We start from the raw sequence: 23,894 nt of genomic DNA on the forward strand, positions 1-23,894 counted from the left end.
GGTCCATCACCTCTCATCGCGCTATTGCCATGTGCGTGGTCCCAATGCGCCAAAGCCGAAAACAGGTAATACCCGGCCACGCGCTCTACGTATGACGTGAGCACGGCAATCAACGCTTACAATTCAGTAATCCTAAGTCACGAGTGCAATAAAACTCGTACGGAACGACGGGTTATTGCGTACGACTAGAACAATTTGGGTGTACCCACCCAGACCAGCACCGTTTCTTCAGCTGCCGTATTCGTCCACCCATGCGGCACCGTGGACGCGTAGTGCGCGCTGTCACCGGCCTGCAATCCGAATGTCGTACCTTCCAGCGTGAGAGAGAGCTGTCCGCGGATCACATACAGGAACTCTTCTCCCGCATGCGTGGTTACTTCGGAAGGCTGCTGTCCCGCCGGCATCCTGACCAGGATGGCCTCCAGCTTGCGGTCGTCCGACAGATTCGTCAGGCGTCCAAAAAGATTCGCGGAATCGGCGAACCCGAAGAACTTCAACTCTTCGCCGCGACATACCGACCGTGCTTCGTTCGGTGTCTCGACAAAGTACTGCACGTTCACACCCAGCGCTTCCGCAATGCCGACCAGCGATGTGATGGACGGCGTAGCATGCCCTCGTTCGACCTGCGAGAGAAACGGCTTCGAAATGCCCGCCGCTTCCGCTGTTTCCGCCAGCGTGTATCTGAGCCGGTGACGCAGCGCGCGAATCTTGCTGCCTATCGCCACAGCATGTACTGCGGCGCGTGCCTTGTTATCGAGTGGCGAAACCATAGCAAGACACAATCCCGTAGTCAAAATTTGTTTGATAAAAGCAAATCATGTTTTGAAGGCTAAGGGCTTTCGTTTATCGGCGTGCCGCAATGCATGGTTTGCTGAGGCTTTAAAAGCGAACATGAGCCGCGTTTAAAACCACGAACAATCCCCTCATCGAGGCTCGTGCCGATCCAGACTTGCGTATGCAGCAATCGATTCCCGACGCCTTCACCTCCCCTTCGTCACTGCGGTCACTGCAGTGACCGCAGTCACCTCCGTCATTGCATACGGCAACGCAAGCATCCCGCTTGCTGCGATCACCTGGCGGCCACGAGCAGCCACAACCGTGCGAGGTCCGCGGAGCCGTCCGTGCCCTTCACTGCCCGGAATGCCTGCACCGCACGCGCCTTCTCGCCGGCGATGTAATACGCCTCGCCCAGATGAAGCTGCGCCTGATCCGGATGATCGAGACCACCCTTCTTGATGGCGTCTTCCATCTGGTCGATGCCCTGCTTTGCCTGACCCGCGAACACGAGGTTGAAACCGGCATCTACAGGTGCCACGGGATTGGCGCTATCAGCCGGCCCTTGCGCGCGCTTCGCAGCAAGCGCCTGCAGGCGTTTTTCGCGTTCGGCATCCGGCCCGCGACCCAGCACCCCTGATGTGAAACCCTGGTCGATTACCTGTTTGCCTTCGGCAGTCGTTCCCGCCACGATCGCGAGCTGCGTCATCTCCATGTAGTCTTCGGCAGTGTTGAGCGCACCGGTGGCGCGACGCAGCCGGTAGGTGTCGATATCGAGGCGCGACGAATAGCCGGGTTTCGCGCGTATGGCATGAAACAGGTCGTCCCAGTAGGACTGCTTCGGGTAATACGCGACGAGCTTTTCGAGCGCGGCACGGTACGACGTGTCGTCTTTCACGCGTTGTGCGCAAGTGCCGAGCAGTTGCAGCTGGGCTTCGTCAGGCGTGTGTCCTGCGCGCGTCTGTGCATCGACGCTCGACTTGAGCGACGTGACCACGTTTGCGCAGTCGCCCGAGAGGTACCAGGATTGCACGAGCAGTGTGCGCATCTGCGGGTCCGCACCACCTGCCTTCTGGTAGCGCTGCGCCGTGGCGATGGCGCGTGCGTAGTTCTTCTGCTGGAAGTAGATGCCGGCGAGCGCGGCTGTGGTGCGCTGTTCGTCTTCGGCGCTGAGCCGGCCGGAGCCGAGCAGCGACTCGTAGGCCTGCGCCGCCGTCGCATCGTCGCCTGCGGCCATCGCCGCAGCGCCCCGCATCTCGAGGACCATGTAGTTCTCGTAGGGCGTTTTGTCCGGCACAGCGGCTGCCTGGGCGATCTTCGCCAGCGCGTCCTTGTACTTGTGTGCGCGGTACAGGTCCTGCGCGGCATTGAGCGGCTTCGCCACGTCAGGACGCAATGTGTCCGCAGCCTGTGCCGACGGCAGTGCCGCGATTGTGCACACACCACCGAAGACGGCCGCGACTACAGCCCGGCGCACGAGCGCCACCCTGAACCATTGATGAATCATCGGTGCCCTGCCTTCCTTTCGATTGCGAGTTGCTTAGATGTGCTTTTCGGTTGCGACCCGGCACACCTACTGCATGTATTGCTCGTTGCCGATCAACCCGATCTTCGTCGCACCCACGCGCTGTGCCGCAGCCATCACGGCGGCCACGTCCTTGTACGGCACGAGCCGGTTCGGTCGCAGATGAATCTCGGCCTGGTCCGGCTCGGCGGCCACCTGTGCGAGCCGTGCTTCGAGCGCCGCGCGGTCGGGCACCAGCGTGCCGTTCCACGTCGTCGTGCCGTCGAAATCGATATCGATCTGCACGACTTCGGGCTGCTTTGGCGGAGGCGGCGGATTGCCGACCGGCAGATCCATCTTCACGGCGTGCATCTGGATCGGAATGGTGATGATCAGCATGATCAGCAACACCAGCATCACGTCGATGAGCGGTGTGGTGTTGATGTCGACCATCACTTCCGGTTCGCTGCCACCGCCCGAAGGTACGTTCATCCCCATCGTCGACTCCTAGCCGCCGCGCGCAGGCGGCTCAGTGATAAATGAAACCTTCGCGATACCCGCGCGCTCGCACGCCGTAATCACGCGGCCGATGAACTCGTAGCGCGTGCTCTGATCGCCGCGCACGTGCACTTCGGGCTGCGGCGTCTGCACGGACACGGTCTTCAGGCGATCCAGCAGCGTCTGCGCGTCCACGTGCGTTTCGTTCCAGAAGAAATCGCCATCGCGGTTCACCGCGATCTCGATACTCTTCGGCTGCGTTTGCAGCGGCTGGATACGCTCCTTCGGCAATTGCAGGGGCACCGTGTGCGTGACGACCGGAATCGTGATCAGAAAGATGATCAGGAGTACCAGCATCACGTCCACGAGCGGCGTGGTGTTGATATTGGAGATGACTTCGTCGCTCTCTGCGTCTCCAACGGTCATGGCCATGGTTGATTACCCCGCCTGTTCGACGAGCTGCGCCTTGCTTGCCACACGCACCTGGCGCTTGCCGCCTGCCAGCACCACGGTATGGAGTTGCGCGCCGAAGGCACGCACGCGTTCCATCACTGACTTGTTGCGACGAACGAGGAAGTTGTAGCCGAGCACCGCGGGCACGGCAACCGCGAGACCGATGGCCGTCATGATGAGCGCTTCGCCCACGGGGCCCGCCACCTTGTCGATAGAAGCCTGGCCGGCAATACCGATGGCGGTCAGTGCGTGATAGATGCCCCACACCGTGCCGAAGAGACCCACAAACGGCGCCGTGGAGCCCACCGTGCCGAGAAACGCGAGACCGTCCTGCAGGCGGTTCGACACATTGGTAATGGCGCGCTCGACCGATGCATCGATCCATGTATTGCGATCCACTGCTTCGAGCAACGCTTCGTCGTGATGTTCGCCGGCTTCGATCGCGGTTTCGGCGATGAAGCGGAACGGCGACGATTCCTCGAGTTGCTTCGCGCCTTCTGCCAGCGACGGCGCGCTCCACAGTTGCTCGTCGGCCACCTTGGCGCGGCGGTTGGCGCGGAACTGTTCGAAGAATTTGGTGATCATGATGTACCAGCTACCCATCGACATCACCACGAGCAGACCGAGCACGAAGCGCGCAACGAAGTCGCCGTTTTTCCAGAGTGCACCGAGACCATAGGGATTCTCGAGCGCTTCGGTGCTGGCCGGTGCGGGCGGCGGCGCCGGCTGATCGGCAGCGGGCGCCGCCGTTTGAGGCGCAGCCTGTGCCGTTGCCGTCGCCGTCGCATCGCTCGCCTGAGCCCACGCTGCCTGCGGCGCCACGAAGGTATCCACCGCGCCTGCTGCGATCACGATGCCTGCCGCCAGAGCGGCGAGAGTACGCTTGTTCATATCTACTCCACTTTGTCCGTTGAACCTGTACAACCTGTGTCGTTAATCAATCGCTACCGGTACCGCACGTGCGGCGTGTTCAGTTCAAGTTGAACGAGAACGGAACCTGTACACGGACAGCCTGGCCTTGAGAAATGCAGTTGAAGCGCCTCACCGTGTTGAACGCAGCGCGATCGAGTACCGGATCTGCGGACTGCGCGACACGCTCGTTCGTGATGTGCCCTTCGGGGTCCACAACGAATTCGATCAGGACGTCACCCGTGATGTTGTTTTCCTGCGCCTCCTTCGGGTACGTCATGGAAGCACGCACCTGATCCGAGTTCGGACACACCACGCCAATCTCATGACTCACCGGCTTGGCGGGCGCCACGGGCGCGGGCGGGGCTGGCGGAGCAACGGCCGGCGCGGACTGCACCGGCGTGGCCTGATGGGTGATGGTGGGCTGAGGCGGCGCCTGCACAGGCACTTCGGGCGGCGGCACGAATGGCGGCGGAGGCGGCGCGAACTTCGGCGGCGGCAACTGCACGACGGGCAGCGGCGGCGGAGGCGGCGGCTTGACCGGCTCGATGATTTTTGTTTCGATGGGATGCTGGATGACATGCACGACCTTGGTCGCAAGGCCGTTGAGGAGCGCGTAGACAAGCAAGACGTGCAGAAGGATGACAGCTGCGATACCGCCGAAGCGGCGCGCGGGACTTTGCTGCTTGCGACCGAACTGGCGTGGGCGCCCCTGCCCTGCCAGCCGGCCCGCCGCAACCGGAAACTGCCCTTCGACTTTCGAGACCACCTTCACACCTCCCTGCGTGAACCGCACATTTCCGTAAGCACCGCACCTTCTGTACTAGATAGTGGTACTAATCGACTGCAATGAAGCCCGACGCGCGAGAAGGAAGCTATAGCGGCCGACAGCGATTGCGGGAGGGCTCGCTACGATCCAGAACCTTACCGAAAGTTGCGCGCCGGACTGGATGGGGTGCAAAGATAGTCACTTCAAAATAGGTGGTCAAACTTTTTTTGATGAGAACATACTGTTTTTAGAGTAATCCCTCGAAAGGCTGGACGCCCCGTTGTCACAATTAATGTGGCGTGCATGAAAGCCGCCGCTACAGCCTTAACTGGCACGGTTCCGGCGGAAAACATTAACATCACCTTTCTAGTTAATTACAAACCACTATTTCAGAAATTACACCTTATTCAAATACCTTAACCCGGTAAAAAATTGCACCTGAAGCGCATCATTTCCACTGCCGCATCGGCAATGTCTTACCGGTTTTTCAGAGCAAATTAAAAAGCCGGGTAAACCCGGCTTTTGCATAACAACGCGTTATCCCAGTCAATGGGACAGGTGTACCCCTTCCCTTCGTTAGTTGCTCATCGCGCCCGACGCTTCGTGCTTCATCGCGTCACCCTTTTTCATCTTGTCGCTCTTTGCCATCTTGTCGTGCTTCATGTTGTCTTTCGACATCGAGTCATGAGACATGGTGTCGTGGGACATGGCGTCGTGAGACATCGCGCCGCTCGCTTCCTGGGCGAATGCCACACCACCCGCCGTCATCAGCGAAATCGTCAGGACTGCCATCGTCATTTTCTTCAGCGTCTTCATGTTGATCACTCCATGGGTTGTGATGAGGTGTGTCTATCCGGCCACGCACCATGCGTTGCCGGGTCTTCTGAAGCATCTGCCGTCCGGGGCCGCCTTTGACCGATCAGGTGTGGCCGCCCGCGCGCGTCAGGAGCCTCCGAACCAGTTGTAGCCCTGATCGACCCAGTAGCCGCCAGGGAACGTGTTGGTGACAAAGATTTCCACGATGTGCTTGGGATTCTTGTAGCCGAGCTTGGTCGGCATTCTCAATTTCATCGGGAATCCGTATTTGGCAGGTAGACGCTCGCCGTCGTAGTCGAACGTGAGCAGAGTCTGGGGATGCAGCGCCGTCGGCATATCGATGCTTTCGTAGTAGTCGTCGGCGCACTTGAAGCCGACGTACTTCGCCGTGGTGTCCGCGCCTGCGCGCCGCAAGAACTCGCGAAACGGCGTGCCGCCCCAGCGTCCGATCGCGCTCCAGCCCTCCACGCAGATGTGCCGCGTAATCTGCTCGACGTGCGGCAGCGCGTAGAGTTCGGGCAGCGTCCACACGCGCTGGCCGGTAGCGAGGCCGCTCACCGTGAGACGGTAGGCGGACGCGTCGACGTGAGGCACTTCGTCGATGCCGTAGTAGGCGTTGAACGGAAACGGCCGCGTGATCTGCGCTTCGGTGTAAGTGGGAGCGAGCTGGTTCGGATCGAAGATCGCGGCCTGCGCGCGGTCATTCAGACGCGAGACTGCGCGCAGAAAGCGATTCACCGAATCTTCGTCCGTGACGTTGCAGCCGGTCAGCATCACGAGGCCGCCAAGGCTCATCAACTGCTTGCCGAACGCGCGTCGTGCCGGCATGGCGAGTTCGCGGCGCGCGTCGATGAGGATCGACTCGCGGTCGAGCCTCGCTACCGTTTTTTTGCTTTCCATGCTCATGACGTTTCTCCTTAACGTCCGCGCAGCATCGCAACGAGCGAGCGCGGAACGAGCGCCACCATCACGAGATGCACGGCGACGAATGCAGCCATCAACGACATCGCAACGAAATGCACGACGCGTGCATTGTCGTAGCCGCCCATCAAGTCACGCAGCAGCGGGAACTGCACCGATTTCCAGACGGCGAGCCCGGACAGCACGAGCACGATCAGATCGGCTATCACGAACACATACGCGGCCTTCTGTACGGCGTTGTAGTAGCTCAGGTCGGCGTGCGAAAGCTTGCCGGTGAGCGCACCCACCAGGTCGCGCAGCACGGCGCGCGGCGTGAGCGGCAGGTACTTTCGTGCGAAACGGCCTGTGGCGAGGTTCAGCGCGAGATAGACGAGTCCATTGAAAACAAGCAGCCACATCGCCGCGAAGTGCCACAGCAGCGCACCGCCCAACCAGCCGCCGAGCGTGACGGCATTCGGAAAACTGAAGCCCGCGAACACCGGCGACGCGTTATAGATGCGCCAGCCGGAAAACATCATCACGAGCGCGGCCAGCGCGTTGAGCCAGTGCGTGAGACGCAGCCAAAGCGGATGAATGACGCCGCCGGAAGGATGCGTTCGTTTCTCGGTGGGCGCGTCGCGATGCACATCGCGAGCGCTCGTTTCAGGGGTGGCCATATCGATCTCCAGGAAAAATCCGGTCAGTGGCACGCAGGCAGGTCGGCTGCCTGGAGGACGTCACCGCTCGCCGCATTTTCGACGAAGGCGACGACGCCGAACGACCCACGCGAGGCTTTGAGCGCGTCCTGGGCATCGGCCGGCAAGGCGATCTCGCGCTCGATGTGCGCATGTCCCGCATCCAGCACGACAGGGCCGATCCATTGGCGCACCACACGATCGTGATGCAGGGTCGCACCGCTGTTCTCGCCGGCACGCACCTGCGTCGTGAGCGCGTTCTCGTAGACGGCGACGTAGGCTTCGAGCGGACCACGCTCGCGTGCGCCGTGAGCCGTGAATTGCGCATCGACCACGACATGCGTCGGTTGCGTCGACGCTGCCGCGCCCATTACGCCCATTACTGAGGAAGCCGAATCAGCACCAGCCGGTTCGAGCGCAATCGTGATGTCGGCTGCGGCCGGTTCAGAGCGCACCTGCGCGACGCGTGCATCGAAACTCGCGGCATGCGACCAGTTGCGCAACTCGCGTCCCGAAACGAACACTTCGGGCGTGTAGACGAGATGACCGCCGGCGCGCTCGGCGAGACCTTGTTGGCGTTCCGTAAAACTGTGCCGCGAAAAGCGATCGGTCCACCCGAGGCTGTTCCAGTAATCGACGTGCAGCGCGAGCGGCACCACCCCGCTCGCCGTGCCGCCGTCTTTCCACTGGCTCAGCCAATGGTCCGCGGGCGGGCAACTGCTGCAACCTTCGCTGCTGTAGAGCTCGACGAGCGCGACACGATGCGCCGGGCTGCGCGCCGTGCAGACCGACGCAGCCTGCGCCGCGCCGCTCACCGCCCATACGAGCGAGAGCGCCAACGCCCGTATGCACCGCGTGCTCATCCATCCGTATCTGGTCTGCATCACCGGCTCCGATCGAGGAAATTGCACGTTGGTCGGCGGTGTGAGCCACTTATGACAGCGCCAGCGAAATTTTTTGTGCCGACGCAAACGCAATGCCGATTGCAGCCACGAGCCGGTATACGGACGCGGTGCTATGATGAATTCGTTCCATCTGCTCAATGCCTCGCGCGACACGCGCTTGCGCTAACGCCTGTTTCTCCCATGCCCGCGCCCCGCACCCGAATGCCGAGTCTCATGCGTCGCCACCGCCGAACGGGCGTGGCGAGCACACGCGCTCGCCGTACGTTCGCGCGAGCGTGCCTTGCCGGTCTTGCCACCGCGCCGCTCTCCACCGCCCGGCGCCCGATCTGAACCAGCCCTCCCTCAAGCTTATGGAGCCGGCCGGTCGGGCTCCGGGCCAGTCGCATCCGCAAGCTTTTCTTTTCTGGATCGAACAGGAGAACCGCTGTGAAGAAGAAAAAGATCTGCTATCTGACCGAGCTCGAAGTGGCCCGCCTGACGAAATTTGCGGCCGAGCCCGCGCTCGCGCATCAACGTCAACCACTGCTCGATGAGTTGCTGGAGCATGCGGCCATCGTGGATGCGCACGAGATTGCGCGTAATGTGGTGACGATCGGATCGCAGGTCGTGCTGCTCGACGAACAGACGGGCGAATCCATGACGTGGACCGTCGTCTACCCACCGCAGGCCGACGTGGCGCACGGACGGCTCAACGTGTTTTCGCCTGCGGGCCACGCGCTGCTTGGTGCGAAACGTGGCGAGCACATTCACTTCACGACGCCGGGCGGCGTGCAGAAGGCGATGAAGGTCGACAAGATCCTGTATCAGCCCGAGGCGGCCAACGACACCGCGTCGTGAAATTGCCGCGGCGCAGCGCTGCCTCTGGTGCGCCGAAAAGGTCTGACAGCGGGTCCAGATGCCTATACAAGACCGGTACAAGGCGGGGTGCGGAACGGGTTGCCAAGCTGCAACCGCCCGGTGTATCTTGACGGCTGCTTGCGCGGGGGTCCTGCGTCGGCGTCGCTTCGGCGATGCCTGCCGCGGGTGAGAAATACCCTTTGAACCTGATCTGGATAATGCCAGCGCAGGGAAGCGTCCGGGTTTCGCCTCGGTTTCATCGGCTTTCGGGCCACCTCTTCTCGCGAAATCCGTCCACGTTCATTTCGTCTCCTGCGTAGCGAACCCACATCAGGAGAGATGCATGAACGCGAACCCAAAATTCCTTTCCGCTGACGCGCGTGTGGACGCCGCCGCCGTCGAACCGCTGCCGAACTCGCGCAAGGTCTACGTGACCGGCTCGCAGCCCGACATCCGCGTCCCGATGCGCGAAATCACCCAGGCCGACACGCCAACGGCGTTCGGCGGCGAGAAGAATCCACCCGTCTACGTTTACGACACCTCCGGCCCCTACACCGACCCCGAAGCGCGCATCGACATCCGCGCGGGTCTGCCCGCGCTGCGCCAGCGCTGGATCGAAGCACGCGGCGACACAGAAGCGCTGCCGGGCCTCTCGAGCGCCTACGGCCGCGAGCGTGCCGCCGACGCCGCCACCGCCGAACTGCGCTTTCCGGGCCTGCACCGCACGCCGCGTCGCGCAAAAGCCGGCCGCAACGTCACGCAGATGCACTACGCGCGCCAGGGCATCGTCACGCCGGAAATGGAGTACATCGCGATCCGCGAGAACCAGCGCCGCGCCGAATATCTGGAAAGCCTGCGTGCGAGCGGCCCGAACGGCGAAAAACTCGCCGCGATGATGGGCCGTCAGCATCCGGGCCAGGCGTTCGGCGCCACGGCGTTCGGTGTGAATGCGCCGAAAGAGATCACGCCCGACTTCGTGCGCGAGGAAGTGGCGCGCGGCCGCGCCATCATCCCGGCGAACATCAATCACCCGGAAACGGAGCCGATGATCATCGGCCGCAACTTCCTCGTGAAGATCAACGCGAACATCGGCAACTCGGCGGTGACGTCGTCGATCGGCGAGGAAGTGGACAAGATGACGTGGGCCATCCGCTGGGGCGGCGACACGGTCATGGATCTCTCCACCGGCAAGCACATTCATGAAACGCGCGAATGGATCATTCGCAACAGCCCGGTGCCCATCGGTACGGTGCCGATCTATCAGGCGCTCGAAAAGGTTCACGGCAAAGCAGAAGAACTCACGTGGGAAATTTTCCGCGACACATTGATCGAGCAGGCCGAGCAAGGCGTGGACTACTTCACGATCCACGCCGGCGTGCGCCTGCCTTACGTGCCGATGACGGCCAGGCGCATGACCGGCATCGTGTCGCGCGGCGGCTCGATCATGGCCAAGTGGTGTCTCGCGCATCATCGCGAAAGCTTCCTGTACGAGCACTTCGAAGAGATCTGCGAAATCATGAAGGCGTACGACGTGAGCTTCTCGCTGGGTGACGGCCTGCGTCCCGGCTCCATCTACGACGCCAACGACGAAGCGCAACTGGCCGAACTCAAGACGCTCGGCGAGCTCACGCAGATCGCGTGGAAGCATGACGTGCAGACCATGATCGAGGGCCCGGGACACGTGCCCATGCAGCTCATCAAGGAGAACATGGACCTGCAGCTCGACTGGTGCGACGAGGCGCCGTTCTACACGCTCGGGCCGCTCACCACCGACATCGCGCCCGGTTACGACCACATTACGTCGGGCATCGGCGCGGCGATGATCGGCTGGTTCGGCACGGCGATGCTCTGCTACGTGACGCCCAAAGAGCACCTCGGCCTGCCCGACAAGAACGACGTCAAGGAAGGCATCATCACGTACAAGCTCGCGGCGCACGCGGCGGATCTCGCGAAGGGACACCCCGGCGCGCAGGTGCGCGACAACGCGCTTTCGAAGGCCCGCTTCGAGTTCCGCTGGGAAGACCAGTTCAACCTGGGCCTCGACCCGGACAAGGCACGCCAGTTCCACGACGAAACGCTGCCGAAGGACTCGGCGAAGGTGGCACACTTCTGCTCGATGTGCGGCCCGCACTTCTGCTCGATGAAGATCACGCAGGACGTGCGCGAATACGCTGCAAAAGAAGGCCTGAGCGACGACGAAGCGCTGAAGAAAGGCATGGAAGTGAAGGCCGTCGAGTTCGTCAAGCAAGGCGCCGAAATCTACCGGCGGCAATGACGTAAGCGCGGGCTTTGCCCTGCGCCGTCTGCGTGTTCGAGCTTGCGCCCTGCAGCATGGCACGGCAGGACGGCGGCGCAGGTCTTGGGTGCAGGCCTTGGTGCAGGCCAATTCGGGCGGTGTGCGCTGCAGCGAAATTGCGCTGCAGCGCCACCGCCCGAAACATTTATTTACCGATCCGACAATCTGCTGACAAGCGTACACACCCTGATACGGCCCTCCTAGATAAGATCGTTTTATCAGGTGCCGGGCGGGCCTGCCCGCCGGCACCGCGTCTTTCAACAAGAAGGAGTAGCGATCATGAAAGCGGTTCGGCATCCGGGTGCACGGCTTGGTGTGCTGGCGGCGGTTGTGGCTCTCGTGGCGAGCCTCTCGGCTTGCGACAACATGACGACGCGGCAGCGCGATACGGCCATCGGTGCAGGTGTAGGCGGTGTGGCGGGCGCGGCCATCGGCGGCAATGCGCTCTCGACGTTGGGCGGCGCGGCCGTAGGCGGCATCATCGGCAACCAGGTGGGCAAGTAACGCACGCAGGAGTGTCCGGCAGCATCAGAGGCTGAATAACACAACGATCATCAGCGGCGGCACCAATCAGGGAGATTCGCGCGGCGCACACCCGAACACGGGGTGCGCCGCGTTTTTATTAGGGTCGCGCAGCTGAAATGATGTGAAACAGGGCGTTACGGCTTTGCAATAGGCGACGTGCCGACGGCGACGTATGCTCGATCTGTTCGACACACGCCACGTATGCGCCGCGCGTAGCAGGCCCGGCCGCGCGACCCGCGTTGATCAGGTTGATCAGCGGCAGCGCCATCGTCCTGACGGAATGCGGCAAGAAGCATCGAGAAGGAGCGCCTCATCATGAAGCTGTTCCCCGCTGCGGCCCGCATAGCCAGTGCCGGCGCACTGCTTGCGCTGTCCGGCTGCTACTACTATTACCCGTACTACCCCGCGTACTATTACGCGCCGCCGGTGCCAACCGCGGCTACGCAGCGCGAGGTGCCGACCGTGCCTTCGGCATCGTCGGCGCCTTCGGCCGCGTCGTCTTCCCTGGCACCCGTCACGTCGGCGCAGACCGTTTCTCCGTCTGACGTTCCACCTGACGCGCAGTATCCCGCTCCGCTGTACGCGCCACCGCCTGTCGTGGTCGCGCCCGTGCCGGTCTATCCGTCGTGGCCCGTATATCCGGCTTACTACCCTTACCCCTGGGGCGGGTACGGATGGGGCCCGTCGGTATCGTTCAATTTCGGCTACTGGCATGGCGGCGGCTGGCACGGCGGCCATGGCGGGCGCCATCATTGACCTCGCCGCGCATCTATAACCCAGCCTCCCGTAGTTTCCCTGCTTGACGCGGCACGCCCGTTTCCTATGCTGCGTATGGCCATTGAAACGCCGCCTTAAAAGACGTCCACACACGCCGCGCATGAGCGCGCGGATGCCGGGGACGCCATCCGTCCTGCTCCAGTCCCGTCGCGCCCAACCCGCGCGGTGTTCGCGACGATTCGAACAACAACGAAGGAGACGTGATGTTTCATCAATTGCTCACCCCTATCGGCAACGCCCTGTTGCCGTCTTTCATCGTGGCCGCGCTACCCATCATCGTCGTGCTCGTGCTGCTCGGCTGGGCGAGGCGGCCGGCCTGGCAGGCGTCACTGGCCGGGCTCATCGTGGGGCTGGTCGTCGCCATCTTCGGCTGGCAGTTCCCCGTGGGACTTGCGTTCAATGCCGTGGCGGCCGGCGCCGTGTTCGCGATCTGGCCGGTCATGTGGATCGTCTTCGCCGCGATCCTGCTCTACAACATCGCGCAGCGCTCGGGACGCTTCGCGGCGTTCCGCATGTGGCTGCTCGACAACATGCCGAACGACCGGCGCGTCGTGCTCGTCGTGGTGGGCTTTTCGTTCGGCGCGCTGTTTGAAGGCATTTCGGGCTTCGGCACGCCGGTCGCGATCACGAGTTCGCTGCTGATCCTGCTCGGCTTCCCGACGCTCGAAGCGCTCACGTTCACGCTCATCTTCAACACCGCGCCGGTCGCGTTCGGCGCGCTCGGCGTGCCAATTACGGTGCTGGGTGCGGTCACCCATCTTCCCGCCGACACGCTCGGCAAAATGGTCGGCCGCCAGTTGCCGTTCTTCGCGCTGTTGTTGCCGTTCTACGTGATCGCGGTGTACGCGGGCTTTCGCAACATGCTGCGCGTGTGGCCCGTGCTGCTGGTCTCGGGCCTTTCGTTCGCGCTCACGCAGTTCGTCACCTCGAACTACATCAGCTATAGCCTCACCGACGTGCTCTCCTCGCTCGTCTCGCTGATCCTCACCATCGCGTTCGTGCGGGTCTGGAAGCCGGCGCCGGATCCGCACTTCGCCATCAACGTCGACCGCGAGAAGGAAGTGCGCGGCGACATCAGTGGCATGGCGGGCTGGTACCCGTGGCTCATCGTGTCGGCGGTCGTGATCGTGTGGACGGTGGCGAAGATCTTCGCGATCGGCGACGTCAAGATTCCGTGGCCAGGACTCGACAAGGCCGTCTACATCACGCTCTACAACGCACCGTACGGCGCGGTGTGGGACTTCCAGCCGCTCGCCACCGGCACCGCGATTCTGGTGGCCGCGATCATCACGGCCTTCGTCGTGGGGCTGAAGCCGCGCGAGTTCGGCTGCGCCATCGTCGATACCTGGGTGCAGACCCGTATCGCCATCTTCACGGTGGCGACGATCGTGGGGCTCGCGTATCTCATGAACTACTCGGGGCTCAACTACACGCTCGGTCTCGGCGTGGCGTCGGTGGGAGCGTTCTTTCCACTCGTCTCCGCGTTTCTCGGCTGGGTGGCGGTGTTCCTCTCGGGCAGCGATACCTCGGGCAATGCGCTCTTCGGCAACCTGCAGGTGGTGGCCGCGCGGCAGCTCAACCTGCATCCGGTGCTGATGGCGGCGACCAACTCGTCGGGTGGCGTGATGGGCAAGATGATCTCGCCGCAGAACATCTCGACGGGTGTGGCGACTACCAATCTCAAAGGCCAGGAAGGCCACGTCTTTGCAAAGACGTTCAAGCATTCGATCCTGCTCACCATCCTGCTCGGCATTCTCGTGTGGATTCAGCAGAACGTCGTGCCGGGGATGATTCCGCATTGATTTCCATCGCTGCGGCCGCTCGCGCCGCGGCAGGCGACGGATAGCGGGCGACGGATAGCGGGCAGCGGAAGTTTTGCCCGCTCTTTGTGACACTTTCGTCTGGTTGAACTTCGTGTCTCCCGGGCTCGCTGCGTGCCGATGCCGATCCGGGCGTGCACGCAGCGGCGGCTCCCCTGCTGCGGTTTTGCTGCGGCTGTCTCGCGTGCTCTGCCTCATCGGCTCGCTTGCCCTCATGCGCTCTCCCGAATCTTGCCGTTTCATTGCGGCGTGAAACGTCGGCCACATGCGCGGTGATACCATGCGTCGCACGTCGCGACTCAACCGTGCGCGCCGCACCCCTCATGAATATCAAGAACGTCTTCCAGCTCGTCATTCTCGCCGCATTGTGGGGCGCCTCCTTCCTCTTCATTCGCGTCGGCGTAACCGGTTTCGGCGTGGCACCGCTCGTTGCCGTGCGCGTGGGTATCGGCGCGTTGTTCCTTCTCGTCGTGCTGTTCGCCCGGCGCCCCGCGCGCGAAGCATTGGCCACGCTGCGCCAGCGTGCCTTGCCGCTCATTGTGGTCGGCGTGCTCAATTCAGCGGCGCCGTTCTGCCTCTTCTCGTATGCCGAGTTCACGCTCTCGGCCGGCGTGACCTCGGTCATCAATGCGACCACGCCGCTGTGGGGCGCGCTCGTCGCGTTTCTGTGGCTCAAAGACCGGCTCGGCGCACTGCGCAGCATCGGTATGGCGTTGGGTTTCGCGGGCGTGCTCATGCTGGTGTGGGATCAGATCGCGACGCCGCATGCGGGCCCCGCAGCATCGGCAGCGTCGCCGTTCGCCACGGCGCTTGCCGCCGCTGCAGCGCTCGGCGCGACGCTGCTCTACGGCATCGCGGCCAACTATACGAAGAAGTATCTGGCAGGCGTGGACGCCCTCACTGTCGCCACGGGCACCATGACGGGCGCCACGGTTCTGCTTCTGCCGCCGGCCATCGCATCATGGCCCTCGGCGCCGATTCCGCTCGACGCCTGGGGCGCTGTGATCACGCTCGGCGTGGCGTGCACCGGCATCGCGTACATCATGTACTTTCATCTGATCGCGACAGCGGGACCGGCGCGGGCCATGACCGTCACGTTCGTCATTCCAGTGTTCGGCATTCTGTGGGGCGCGCTCTTTCTGGACGAGCACGTATCGGCCGGCATGCTGGCAGGCTGCGGCGTGATTCTGGCGGGCACGGCCCTCGCGACGGGGGCGATCCGGCGCATTCCGGGATTGCAGCCGCGCGAGTCGAGAGCAGTGGGCCGGGGGGAAACGCGGGGGTGACGAGCGACGGCACCCACCTGGTCTTCGAAGAATTCGATGCGTCCGTCCGTCTGACCCGATCTCGGGTAAAAAAATAGCCCGCACTCCATCGGAGTGCGGGCAAAACCGTCGCCCTACGAGGATAGGCGACGGGGCCATCGAGACCTCGCGCGAACGCGCTCCAGGTGATTCGCACAGGTCGTCGTCGGGTAGCGCGCCGGTTCGCGGGCCGGTACACGCAACGCGGTCGATTCGTGGCGCGCTTATGCGCACGCACTCGCACATCGACACCGCTTCTTTCATGTAACGTCATCGGGCACAAGGTTGCGCGGGGGCGCGAGACGCTTGCGCAACCTGAAAAGCAGCTTGTATGCCAGCGGGAAAACGTGTCCGGAGATGGCCGCCAAGTGCTTGATTGAGAAGCGAATCGGCAGCGGCAAGAGGTGTTGCGGCGGCAAACGCGGCGACGGGCGCCGCTAGCGCGTTACGGGGTAACGTCACGTTACACGACGGGTGCCCAGCCTTCTGGCGCTCACGCGCTCCGAACGAAACGCAGGCGCAAAAAAACCCGCCTGCGGCAGCAAGGCGGGTTTCGATTTTCCTGAGGGCGTCCGGCACGAGCGCGCCGGACAATCACTCCGGATATCTTCGATCAGTGCAACTGATCGACCACGAGGCTCATGATCTGCTTCGCGGGCTTGGACGTGTCCACATTGCCCTGGTCGTCCACCACGGCCACGCGCGTCTGGTTCTCGGTCACCGCCCGCACGTTGATGCGGTACTGCTTCGCGACCTTCTCCTTGCGGCCATGGAACACCTGGCTCCAGAAGCCCTGCTCGGCCGAGCTCATGTCCTTCGGATCGACGTAGCGGATGAAGTACAGGCCGCGATTACGGTCGCGGTCGTCCACGGTGAAGTTGCTGCGATCGAGCGCAAGGCCCACACGCAGCCACGCCCGGTCATACGGCTCGCCCAGCGTGAGTTCCGTCGCCGTGTATTGTGCGGACGTCGCCTTGGTGGACTCTTCCGGCAGCGGCTGTTGCGCGGCGAGCGCGGCGTTCTGCGCAGCGGTTGCGGCCGCTGCGGACTTCGCCGCACCCGATGCAGGCGCCGGCACCTGTGTCGCGATCGGCGCGCCTTGCGTGTCGCCCGAGGCAGAACGCGAGTCGGCAAGTTGCAGCGACGCCATGAGCCGCTTCAGATATTCCACTTCGAGGCCTGGATCGTTGGGCTTCTCGACCCACTTGCTCGTTTCGTTGTTCGGGCCGGCGAGCGCTTCATGCAGGCCTTTCTGGCTGACGAAGACGTAGGTGCCGCCGCCGGGCGCCTGTTCGAGACGTGTGCGGTACTTGTTGCGCTCCGCGGTCACGTACGAATTGCCCATGGCCTTCGAAAGCGTGTTGCGGATGAACCCTTCGTTGATCTGCGGATGGGTTTCGTTCCAGTCCGTTTCCATCACGCGCTTGTCGCGCTGATCGACCACGAGCAGGAAACCCTGCTCCTGCCAGAAGCGGCGGATCTGCGGCCAGAGCTGGTCGGGCGTCTTGTTGTCGACGACGAGCCAGCTTTCTGTGCCGTCGCGCTGCAGATGCATGCCCGAGACGGCCGGTACGACCGACACGGTGCCGGATTGGGGCGCCGCCTTTTGCACCTGCTCCAGTTGCGAGAGCGTGGTTGCGCCACCTTGCGGGGGCAGCGAGCGCTGGTCGGCGGTTTCCTCCAGCATGTTGGGCGGCACGGCAAGCGTGGACTGCTTGGCTCTCGTGTCGCTGCGGTAATCGATAGCACCCGGCGTCGGCGAGCTGCAGCCGGCGACCAGCCCGCCTGCCATCAACAGAGCGGCCGTCCGTGTGGCAAGACGTTGATAGAAATCAGTCATGTTCGGGGTAATCCTTCGGCTACACCACGGCCTCTACCCGTGGATCAACCTGCCATTCTACCGGTGCGCAACGGCGAATGGCAAAAACCGGCTACGCCGGGCGTTTTGCTCAGGGCTCCGAACGCGTGCCCGACGGCGAAGCAACCAGCCCGTGCAACGCGCAGCACGCAAGCAAGGCGTTGCGGGCCAAGCGCGGCAACTCGCGCCTGCCCGCTTATGAGCCGCGCGCAAGAACCTGCTCGAGCGCCGTCGACAAAGCCGCTTCTTCGGCCGCCTGCGCCGTATCGAACACGCTGCCCGAAACATGCACCTGATGCCACGCAGGCGCGTCTGTCGCGTCGCGAAAAATGCGAAAACGCGCGCAGAATCCGTGTGGTTTTACGGGCATCACGTCGATGTCGACCGATGCGCCTTCGATCTGGTGTGTCACGTAGCCGTCCATGTCGCCCTCCTTCGTCACCACGAAACGATCGTAGCACCGGGGCTTGCAGGCAGCGGTCAATCGCGGGGGGCGCCGGCGCGCAAGGTACGGCAGATGGCCGCGAGGCAAGTGAGATGCGTCGCCGCTCACGGCGCACTCATCGATGGATGAAACCCCCGGACGGCGAACAGCCGGTCAGTCTTCGTCCGCCGTGGTCTTCGCGAGTTCGGGCGGCGCGAGCCAGCGGAACGACGTCAGTCCCGATTCGTTGAACGTGCACTCCGCGGCGATGGGTTTGCCGGGCTTGTGCTTCAAGCGTGCAAACCAGGCCTTGAAGCCGGAGGCAGGCGCACTCGCGGCCTCGGGCGCGCTCGCGGCGCCCACCGGCGACGCCGCGCGTGCCACGTCGTTGGATGCGCCCGACGTCCCCGACGCGCGCGCCACCTCGCCTCGTGTAGCGGAAACGCCCGAAGCAGCGGCTGCGTCGGCAGCGTCCGCCTCTTTCCCCTCATCCGCGGAATCGGCTGCCGAAGCCACAGCCGCCGACGCTGCCACAGCCGCCGAAGCCGGCCGCGGCAACTCGCCTTCCACGACCACACGCGAGCCGCGGTACGCCACCGAGGTGTGCGTCACCGACATCGCGCCCAGCGGCGTTTCGGCAAGCCGTTCACGCATGACCGTTTCGCATTGGCCAGGGTTCGTGTAGAGGGCGACGCATCCGGCTGTGAGCGCGACAACGGTCGCGAGGCCGGCGACGCAAAGAGTGCGAATTTTCATTGCTGTTCCGTTTCAGGGAGCCGCAATTGTAGCCGACGAGGCGTGGCCGGCAGCACCTGCACGCGTCCCCGCAAGGCGCCGCAGGCGAAGGCAGCGCCGCCCGGGCGCTCGCCCCGAGCCCATGCGCCACCGGCCCCATGCCCCGCGAGGCGACTGCCTGACGTATCGACCTCGGCCTCAAACGTCGCTCGTGCCGTCCGCAGCCGGATACTTGCGCGCATTGAGTTCGAACTTGGCGCGCACGGCGGCATCGAGATCCACGCCCAGTACGCTCACGAGCTCGGACAGATAGATCGCGATGTCGGCCAGTTCCTGCTCGACGTGCTCGCGTTCGCCGCTTTCCATCACAGCCGCGGACTCCTCCGGCGTCTTCCATTGAAAGATCTCGACGAGTTCCGCCACCTCGACGGAAAGCGCCATCGCCAGGTTCTTGGGGTTGTGAAACTTGCGCCAGCCGCGCGCCTCGGCGAATGCGAGCGCCGTGCGCTGCAGCCCGTCGATGTCGATCAGTTTCATGCCGTTCTCCATGGGTACCGCTGCACGCCGCCTCGCGCGCGACGGCTGCTATCATAGCTGTATATCCATACAGTTGTCGCAACGTGCGCTCGACCCTCCCGGCTCCGTTTGTCCCGGATACCTCCTCCTTCTCCGTCTCCTTCTATTACCTGGCCAATTTCCAGCGGGCGCTCGCGTGGATCGGTGCGCGCTCAGCCGACCTGCTCGGCGTCGAGGAGCGGCACTTCATCGACCGCTTCTCCACGCTCGCGCAGCCTTCCCAGGCGCTTCTCACGCGCATGCTCATGCGCCGGGGTCCGCTCTTTCGCACGAGCCGGCTGCGCTACGACGAGATTGGCTGCCCCATGGCGGCCGCGCAACCGCTCGTCGCGCTCGGCTGGATCGATTCGGACCCGCTGCTTGCTGTCGACGAACTCGCCGCGCTGCTCACGCGCGGCGAATTACCGTCTGTTGTGACGGCCGTAGCGGACCTGAGTCGGGATCTGCCCACCGCGTGGCTGCCGCCAGGGCATGGGCGCATGACGAAGACTGCGCTGGTCGAAGCTCTGGTGGCCAACGTGCTATCCGATGCGGGCAGCGACACGCCTCGCACCGATACCGCACACGGCACCTGCCGCACCTGCCGCCCCTACCGCCATTGGCGCCCCAGCGCGGACGATCACGTCTTTCATCTCGCCGTCGCGCCGCTTTGCGAGCGCCTGCGGTTGCTCTTCTTCGGCAACCTTCATCAAGACTGGTCGGAATTCGTGCTCGCCGACCTGGGCGTGCTGCGCTACGAGACAGTGCCGTTCGACAGCACGTCCCGAGCGTTTCAGGAGCGTGCCGACGTCGAGGTCTATCTCGCGCTCGACGCTTTGCGCGACGCGCTCGAAAGCGCGGACGAGCCCCACGCGCTCATGGCACTGATCGAAGCCGCCGAAGGCTGCGCGAGCCATAACCCCTGGCTCCAGACGCGTCGCGAGAAGCTGCTCTTCGCCATCGGCCAGCAGAGCGAGCGCTACCGTCAATGGGATCTGGCGCTGCACGTCTACGAGCGTTGCCGCTATCCGGGCGCCCGCTACCGGCGCGTGCGCGTGCTCGAAGCGCTGGGCCGCCGCAGCGATGCGCTGGTTCTCGCCCAGCAGATCGCCACAGCCCCCGAGAGCGAAGAGGAAGCCCAGCGCAACGCCCGCACGCTCGCGCGCCTGCAACGCAACCGCTTGCGCCGGCACGATGGCGGCTTCGGCTCGTCCGTCGTACGCGACGAGCTACAGGTGCCGGCGCCGGAGCAGCCGACGCGCGTCGAAGACATTGCCTGCGAGCAACTTTCCTCGGCCGACGCGCCGGCCTTCTACGTCGAGAACACGCTCATCAACGCGCTCTTCGGCCTGCTGTGCTGGCGTGCCGTCTTCGCGCCGCTGCCGGGCGCGTTCTTCCACCCGTTCCAGCGCGGCCCGGCCGATCTGCACGCACCCGACTTCGTCGCCCGGCGCGCGGCGCTCTTCGCCGCCTGTCTCGCCGAACTCGAAACGGGCGAGTACGTGCAGACCATCACGGCCAACTTTGCGGCGAAAGCCGGCATGCAGTCGCCCTTTGTCGCGTGGAGCATGCTGACGCCCGACCTGCTCGACCTCGCGCTGCACTGCTTTCCGGCGGCCCATCTGCGGCTATGGTTCGAACGGCTGCTCGCCGATCTGAAGACGAACCGTTCGGGCCTGCCCGATCTCGTACGCTTCTGGCCTGCCGAGCGGCGCTACGCGCTGATCGAAGTGAAAGGGCCTGGCGACCGTCTGCAGGACAACCAGCTGCGCTGGCTCGAATACTGCGCCGCGCATGGCATGCCGGTGTCGGTGCTGCACGTGCGTTGGGAAGAAGCGGCACAGACCGCGGCCGAAGCCGCGCCCGGCAGCGCTGCGGCTGCCAGCGAGCCGCTGCCGTGAACTGCGTGAACTGGACCGTCGCCGTGCGCGCGCTGTGCGAGTACACCGCCAAGCGCGGCGACCTCGACCTGCGCTTCACGCCGTCGCCCACCGCGGACGAAGGACGCGCCGGCCATCTCGCCGTCGCCGGCCGCCGCCCCGCGCATTACGAGACCGAGGTCGCTGTGTCCGGCACGTGGGGCGAACTCACCGTGCGCGGACGCGCCGACGGCTACGATCCGCTGGCCCGGCGCGTCGAAGAGATCAAGACCTATCGCGGCGACCTGAATGCGATGCGCGAAAACCATCGCGCGCTGCATTGGGCGCAGGTACGCATCTACGGCTGGCTGCTGTGCGAGAAACTCGGGCTCGATGCCATCGAACTGGCACTCGTCTATTACGACATCGGCTCGCAGCGGGAAACCGTGCTGACCGAGACCGCCACCGCGGCCGCCCTCAAGGCGCATTTCGACGACCACTGCGGCCGCTTTCTCGCATGGGCCCGCGAAGAGATGGCGCATCGTGCCGCGCGCGACGCCGCGCTCACGGCGCTGCGCCTGCCTTTCGACGACTTTCGCAGCGGCCAGCGCACGCTCGCGGAGTCGGTCTATCGCGCCGCGGTGAGCGGGCGCAGCCTGCTCGCCCAGGCGCCCACGGGCATCGGCAAGACCATCGGCACGCTGTTTCCGCTTCTGAAGGCGTGTCCGCGCGCGGGACTCGACAAGATCTACTTCCTCACCGCGAAGAGTTCGGGGCGACAGGTGGCGCTCGATACGCTGGAAAAGCTCGCGCAGGCGCAGGTCGAAGGCTCTGCCGGCGCCGCAACCGCGGCCCTGCCGTTGCGCATCGTCGAACTCGTAGCGCGCGAGAAATCCTGCGAGCATCCCGACAAGGCTTGCCACGGCGAGTCGTGTCCGCTTGCGCGCGGCTTCTACGACCGCCTGCCCGCCGCGCGCAGCGCCGCTGTCGCCGCAGGCCGGCTCGACCGCGCCGCGCTGCGCGCGGTGGCGCTGGACCATGACGTATGTCCGTACTACCTGAGCCAGGAGCTGGTGCGCTGGAGCGACGTCGTGGTGGGCGACTACAACTACTACTTCGACGTGAGCGCCCTGCTACCCATGCTGGGCGCGCAGAACGGCTGGCGCGTCGGCGTGCTCGTCGACGAGGCGCACAACCTGCCCGACCGCGCACGCAGCATGTACTCGGCCGAACTCGCGCAGACCCGGCTCGACGCCGTGCGGCGTGGCGCACCCAAGCCGCTCGCGAGCGCGCTCATGCGCGTGCATCGGCGCTGGAACGCGCTGCACGCCGACCAGCACGAGTCGTATCGCGCAGGCGACACGTTGCCAGCCGAATTCATCGCCGCGCTCGAGCAGGCCTGCGCCACGATCGGCGATTACTTCGCGGACCATCCGCAGCCGCACGACGCCGAACTCGAACGGTTCTACTTCGACGCCCTGCATTTCGCCCGCCTCGCCGAGCGCTTCGACAAGCACTCGCTCTTCGACATCACGCTCGCCCCGCCGCACCCGGTGCGCGGCGCGCGCAGCAAGCGCTCCACGCTGTGCGTGCGCAACGTGGTGCCGGCCGGCGCGCTGCGGCCGCGCATGGCGCAGGCGCATTGTGTCGCGCTGTTCTCGGGCACGCTCGCGCCCTCGGGCTACTACGCCGACATGCTCGGCCTGCCTGACGAGACCGTGAGCATCGATATCGGCTCGCCATTCAGCGCGGCGCAGCTCGACGTCTACGTGACGCATGGCATTTCGACGCGCTATCGCGACCGCGAGGGGTCGCTTGCCGCCATTGCGGACCGGGTGGGCGACCAGTTCGCGCGGCAGCCCGGCAATTACCTGTGCTTCTTCAGCAGCTACGACTACCTGGAACGCGCTGCCCACGCCTTCGCGTCGCGCTATCCGCATGTGCCGGTCTGGCAGCAGTCGCGCACGATGGACGAAGCGGCGCAACAGGCCTTTATCGCGCGCGTCGTGCCTGACGGCTGCGGCGTAGGCTTCGCGGTACTCGGCGGCGCCTTCGGCGAGGGCATCGATCTGCCCGGCACGCGGCTCATCGGCACCTTCATCGCGACGCTGGGCCTGCCGCAGGTGAACGACGTCAACGAGCAGATGCGCGAGCGCATGCAACAGCTCTATGGCGCCGGCTTCGACTATGCGTATCTCATTCCCGGTCTTCGCAAAGTAGTACAGGCAGCAGGCCGCGTGATCCGCACGCCGGAAGATCGCGGCGTGGTGTATCTGCTTGACGACCGCTTTGCACGTGCCGACGTGCGCGCGCTGCTGCCCGCGTGGTGGCGTGTGCAGACGTGGTCCGTCAAAGCGAGTCGCGCTACGGGCGCTACGGGCGCCACGCTGCAGCCCTGAAGCGCGCCTGAGCGGTCGCGTTGCCGCTTCCCGTTGCGATTACGAAAAGGTGAGCATAAATTCCGTCGGCGGGCGAATGCCCGCCCATTCGGATATGCATAACCGATCAGAGACGAACTCCGCACCCGTGTAATAAAAGTTACTCAATTCAGCCCTACATTAAAACCCATTCGGCAGCATTTTCTGGGCAATAAAGTGCTATTATTCGATTTGAATTGAATTCATCATACATAACTACTCGACGCACCACGCTCGGCCCGACAGGGTCTGCCCGCGCGCGCG

At 64.2% G+C, this 23,894-nt stretch carries 22 protein-coding genes and 1 riboswitch; of the genes, 8 read left to right on the forward strand and 14 right to left on the reverse strand.

What is annotated here, in order from left to right; translation table 11 throughout:
• Window positions 1–185: 185 nt before the first annotated feature.
• From PKKP23_RS03615 to PKKP23_RS03660, 10 genes are all read right to left on the reverse strand, one after another.
• Window positions 186–770, reverse strand: coding sequence for a helix-turn-helix domain-containing protein (locus PKKP23_RS03615; protein ID WP_033351945.1), 585 nt, complete (start codon window positions 768–770; stop codon window positions 186–188).
• A gap of 299 nt (window positions 771–1,069) precedes the next feature.
• The gene (locus PKKP23_RS03620) at window positions 1,070–2,281 is read right to left on the reverse strand and encodes a tetratricopeptide repeat protein (RefSeq protein WP_017777876.1); all 1,212 of its coding nucleotides are present in this window, start codon (window positions 2,279–2,281) and stop codon (window positions 1,070–1,072) included.
• A gap of 66 nt (window positions 2,282–2,347) precedes the next feature.
• Window positions 2,348–2,776, reverse strand: a complete 429-nt coding sequence (locus PKKP23_RS03625) for an ExbD/TolR family protein (protein ID WP_026122061.1) — start codon at window positions 2,774–2,776, stop codon at window positions 2,348–2,350.
• A gap of 9 nt (window positions 2,777–2,785) precedes the next feature.
• Window positions 2,786–3,208, reverse strand: a complete 423-nt coding sequence (locus tag PKKP23_RS03630) for an ExbD/TolR family protein (RefSeq protein WP_017777874.1) — start codon at window positions 3,206–3,208, stop codon at window positions 2,786–2,788.
• Between the two features lie 6 nt (window positions 3,209–3,214).
• Window positions 3,215–4,120, reverse strand: a complete 906-nt coding sequence (locus PKKP23_RS03635; protein WP_126875815.1) for a MotA/TolQ/ExbB proton channel family protein — start codon at window positions 4,118–4,120, stop codon at window positions 3,215–3,217.
• Between the two features lie 79 nt (window positions 4,121–4,199).
• Entirely contained in the window at window positions 4,200–4,907 is a 708-nt protein-coding gene (locus PKKP23_RS03640; protein WP_026122060.1) for an energy transducer TonB, read from the reverse strand.
• 576 nt (window positions 4,908–5,483) lie between these two features.
• Window positions 5,484–5,705, reverse strand: coding sequence for a pentapeptide MXKDX repeat protein (locus tag PKKP23_RS03645; RefSeq protein ID WP_126875882.1), 222 nt, complete (start codon window positions 5,703–5,705; stop codon window positions 5,484–5,486).
• Window positions 5,706–5,849: 144 nt separating this feature from the next.
• Window positions 5,850–6,629 carry a molybdopterin-dependent oxidoreductase gene (locus tag PKKP23_RS03650; protein ID WP_126875816.1) on the reverse strand — a complete coding sequence of 260 codons (780 nt, stop codon included), beginning with the start codon at window positions 6,627–6,629 and terminating at the stop codon, window positions 5,850–5,852.
• A gap of 11 nt (window positions 6,630–6,640) precedes the next feature.
• A complete protein-coding gene (locus tag PKKP23_RS03655) occupies window positions 6,641–7,300 on the reverse strand; it encodes a cytochrome b/b6 domain-containing protein (protein ID WP_240658714.1) in 660 nt (219 codons plus the stop codon).
• Window positions 7,301–7,323: 23 nt separating this feature from the next.
• Window positions 7,324–8,202, reverse strand: coding sequence for a DUF1223 domain-containing protein (locus PKKP23_RS03660; RefSeq protein ID WP_126875817.1), 879 nt, complete (start codon window positions 8,200–8,202; stop codon window positions 7,324–7,326).
• A 447-nt stretch (window positions 8,203–8,649) separates the two neighbouring features.
• Between PKKP23_RS03660 and PKKP23_RS03665 the strand changes: the two genes are divergently transcribed.
• The 6 genes from PKKP23_RS03665 (at window position 8,650) to PKKP23_RS03690 (ending at window position 15,764) form a co-directional block, all read left to right on the forward strand.
• On the forward strand, window positions 8,650–9,060 hold the full coding sequence (locus PKKP23_RS03665; protein ID WP_126875818.1) for a GreA/GreB family elongation factor: 411 nt from the start codon (window positions 8,650–8,652) through the stop codon (window positions 9,058–9,060).
• Window positions 9,061–9,194: 134 nt separating this feature from the next.
• Window positions 9,195–9,311: riboswitch (TPP riboswitch) on the forward strand.
• A gap of 92 nt (window positions 9,312–9,403) precedes the next feature.
• A complete protein-coding gene (gene thiC / locus PKKP23_RS03670; RefSeq protein WP_126875819.1) occupies window positions 9,404–11,335 on the forward strand; it encodes a phosphomethylpyrimidine synthase ThiC in 1,932 nt (643 codons plus the stop codon).
• Between the two features lie 300 nt (window positions 11,336–11,635).
• Complete coding sequence (locus PKKP23_RS03675; protein WP_017777865.1) at window positions 11,636–11,860, forward strand: glycine zipper 2TM domain-containing protein; 225 nt, start codon at window positions 11,636–11,638, stop codon at window positions 11,858–11,860.
• Window positions 11,861–12,196: 336 nt separating this feature from the next.
• Entirely contained in the window at window positions 12,197–12,637 is a 441-nt protein-coding gene (locus PKKP23_RS03680; protein ID WP_126875820.1) for a hypothetical protein, read from the forward strand.
• A 224-nt stretch (window positions 12,638–12,861) separates the two neighbouring features.
• Window positions 12,862–14,460, forward strand: coding sequence for an L-lactate permease (locus PKKP23_RS03685; protein WP_017777862.1), 1,599 nt, complete (start codon window positions 12,862–12,864; stop codon window positions 14,458–14,460).
• A 341-nt stretch (window positions 14,461–14,801) separates the two neighbouring features.
• Window positions 14,802–15,764, forward strand: coding sequence for a DMT family transporter (locus PKKP23_RS03690; protein ID WP_126875821.1), 963 nt, complete (start codon window positions 14,802–14,804; stop codon window positions 15,762–15,764).
• A gap of 631 nt (window positions 15,765–16,395) precedes the next feature.
• Here PKKP23_RS03690 and bamC read toward each other — a convergent pair.
• The 4 genes from bamC to PKKP23_RS03710 all read right to left on the reverse strand — a co-directional run bounded on the left by bamC (window position 16,396) and on the right by PKKP23_RS03710 (window position 19,336).
• Window positions 16,396–17,622 (reverse strand): outer membrane protein assembly factor BamC, encoded by a 1,227-nt coding sequence (gene bamC, locus PKKP23_RS03695; RefSeq protein ID WP_126875822.1) that lies wholly within the window; start codon window positions 17,620–17,622, stop codon window positions 16,396–16,398.
• Between the two features lie 214 nt (window positions 17,623–17,836).
• On the reverse strand, window positions 17,837–18,064 hold the full coding sequence (locus tag PKKP23_RS03700; protein ID WP_126875823.1) for a hypothetical protein: 228 nt from the start codon (window positions 18,062–18,064) through the stop codon (window positions 17,837–17,839).
• A 174-nt stretch (window positions 18,065–18,238) separates the two neighbouring features.
• Window positions 18,239–18,820, reverse strand: coding sequence for a hypothetical protein (locus PKKP23_RS03705; protein WP_126875824.1), 582 nt, complete (start codon window positions 18,818–18,820; stop codon window positions 18,239–18,241).
• A gap of 177 nt (window positions 18,821–18,997) precedes the next feature.
• Window positions 18,998–19,336 carry a nucleotide pyrophosphohydrolase gene (locus PKKP23_RS03710; RefSeq protein ID WP_126875825.1) on the reverse strand — a complete coding sequence of 113 codons (339 nt, stop codon included), beginning with the start codon at window positions 19,334–19,336 and terminating at the stop codon, window positions 18,998–19,000.
• Between the two features lie 83 nt (window positions 19,337–19,419).
• Between PKKP23_RS03710 and PKKP23_RS03715 the strand changes: the two genes are divergently transcribed.
• The gene (locus tag PKKP23_RS03715; RefSeq protein WP_168724520.1) at window positions 19,420–21,255 is read left to right on the forward strand and encodes a VRR-NUC domain-containing protein; all 1,836 of its coding nucleotides are present in this window, start codon (window positions 19,420–19,422) and stop codon (window positions 21,253–21,255) included.
• 5 nt (window positions 21,256–21,260) lie between these two features.
• Window positions 21,261–23,612: an ATP-dependent DNA helicase gene (locus PKKP23_RS03720; protein WP_126875885.1), complete on the forward strand. Its 2,352-nt coding sequence runs from the start codon at window positions 21,261–21,263 to the stop codon at window positions 23,610–23,612.
• Window positions 23,613–23,894 lie beyond the last annotated feature (282 nt).

The sequence above is a fragment of the Paraburkholderia kururiensis JCM 10599 = LMG 19447 genome, from assembly GCF_003986935.1.
In the GTDB taxonomy this organism is placed as follows: Bacteria; Pseudomonadota; Gammaproteobacteria; order Burkholderiales; family Burkholderiaceae; genus Paraburkholderia; species Paraburkholderia kururiensis.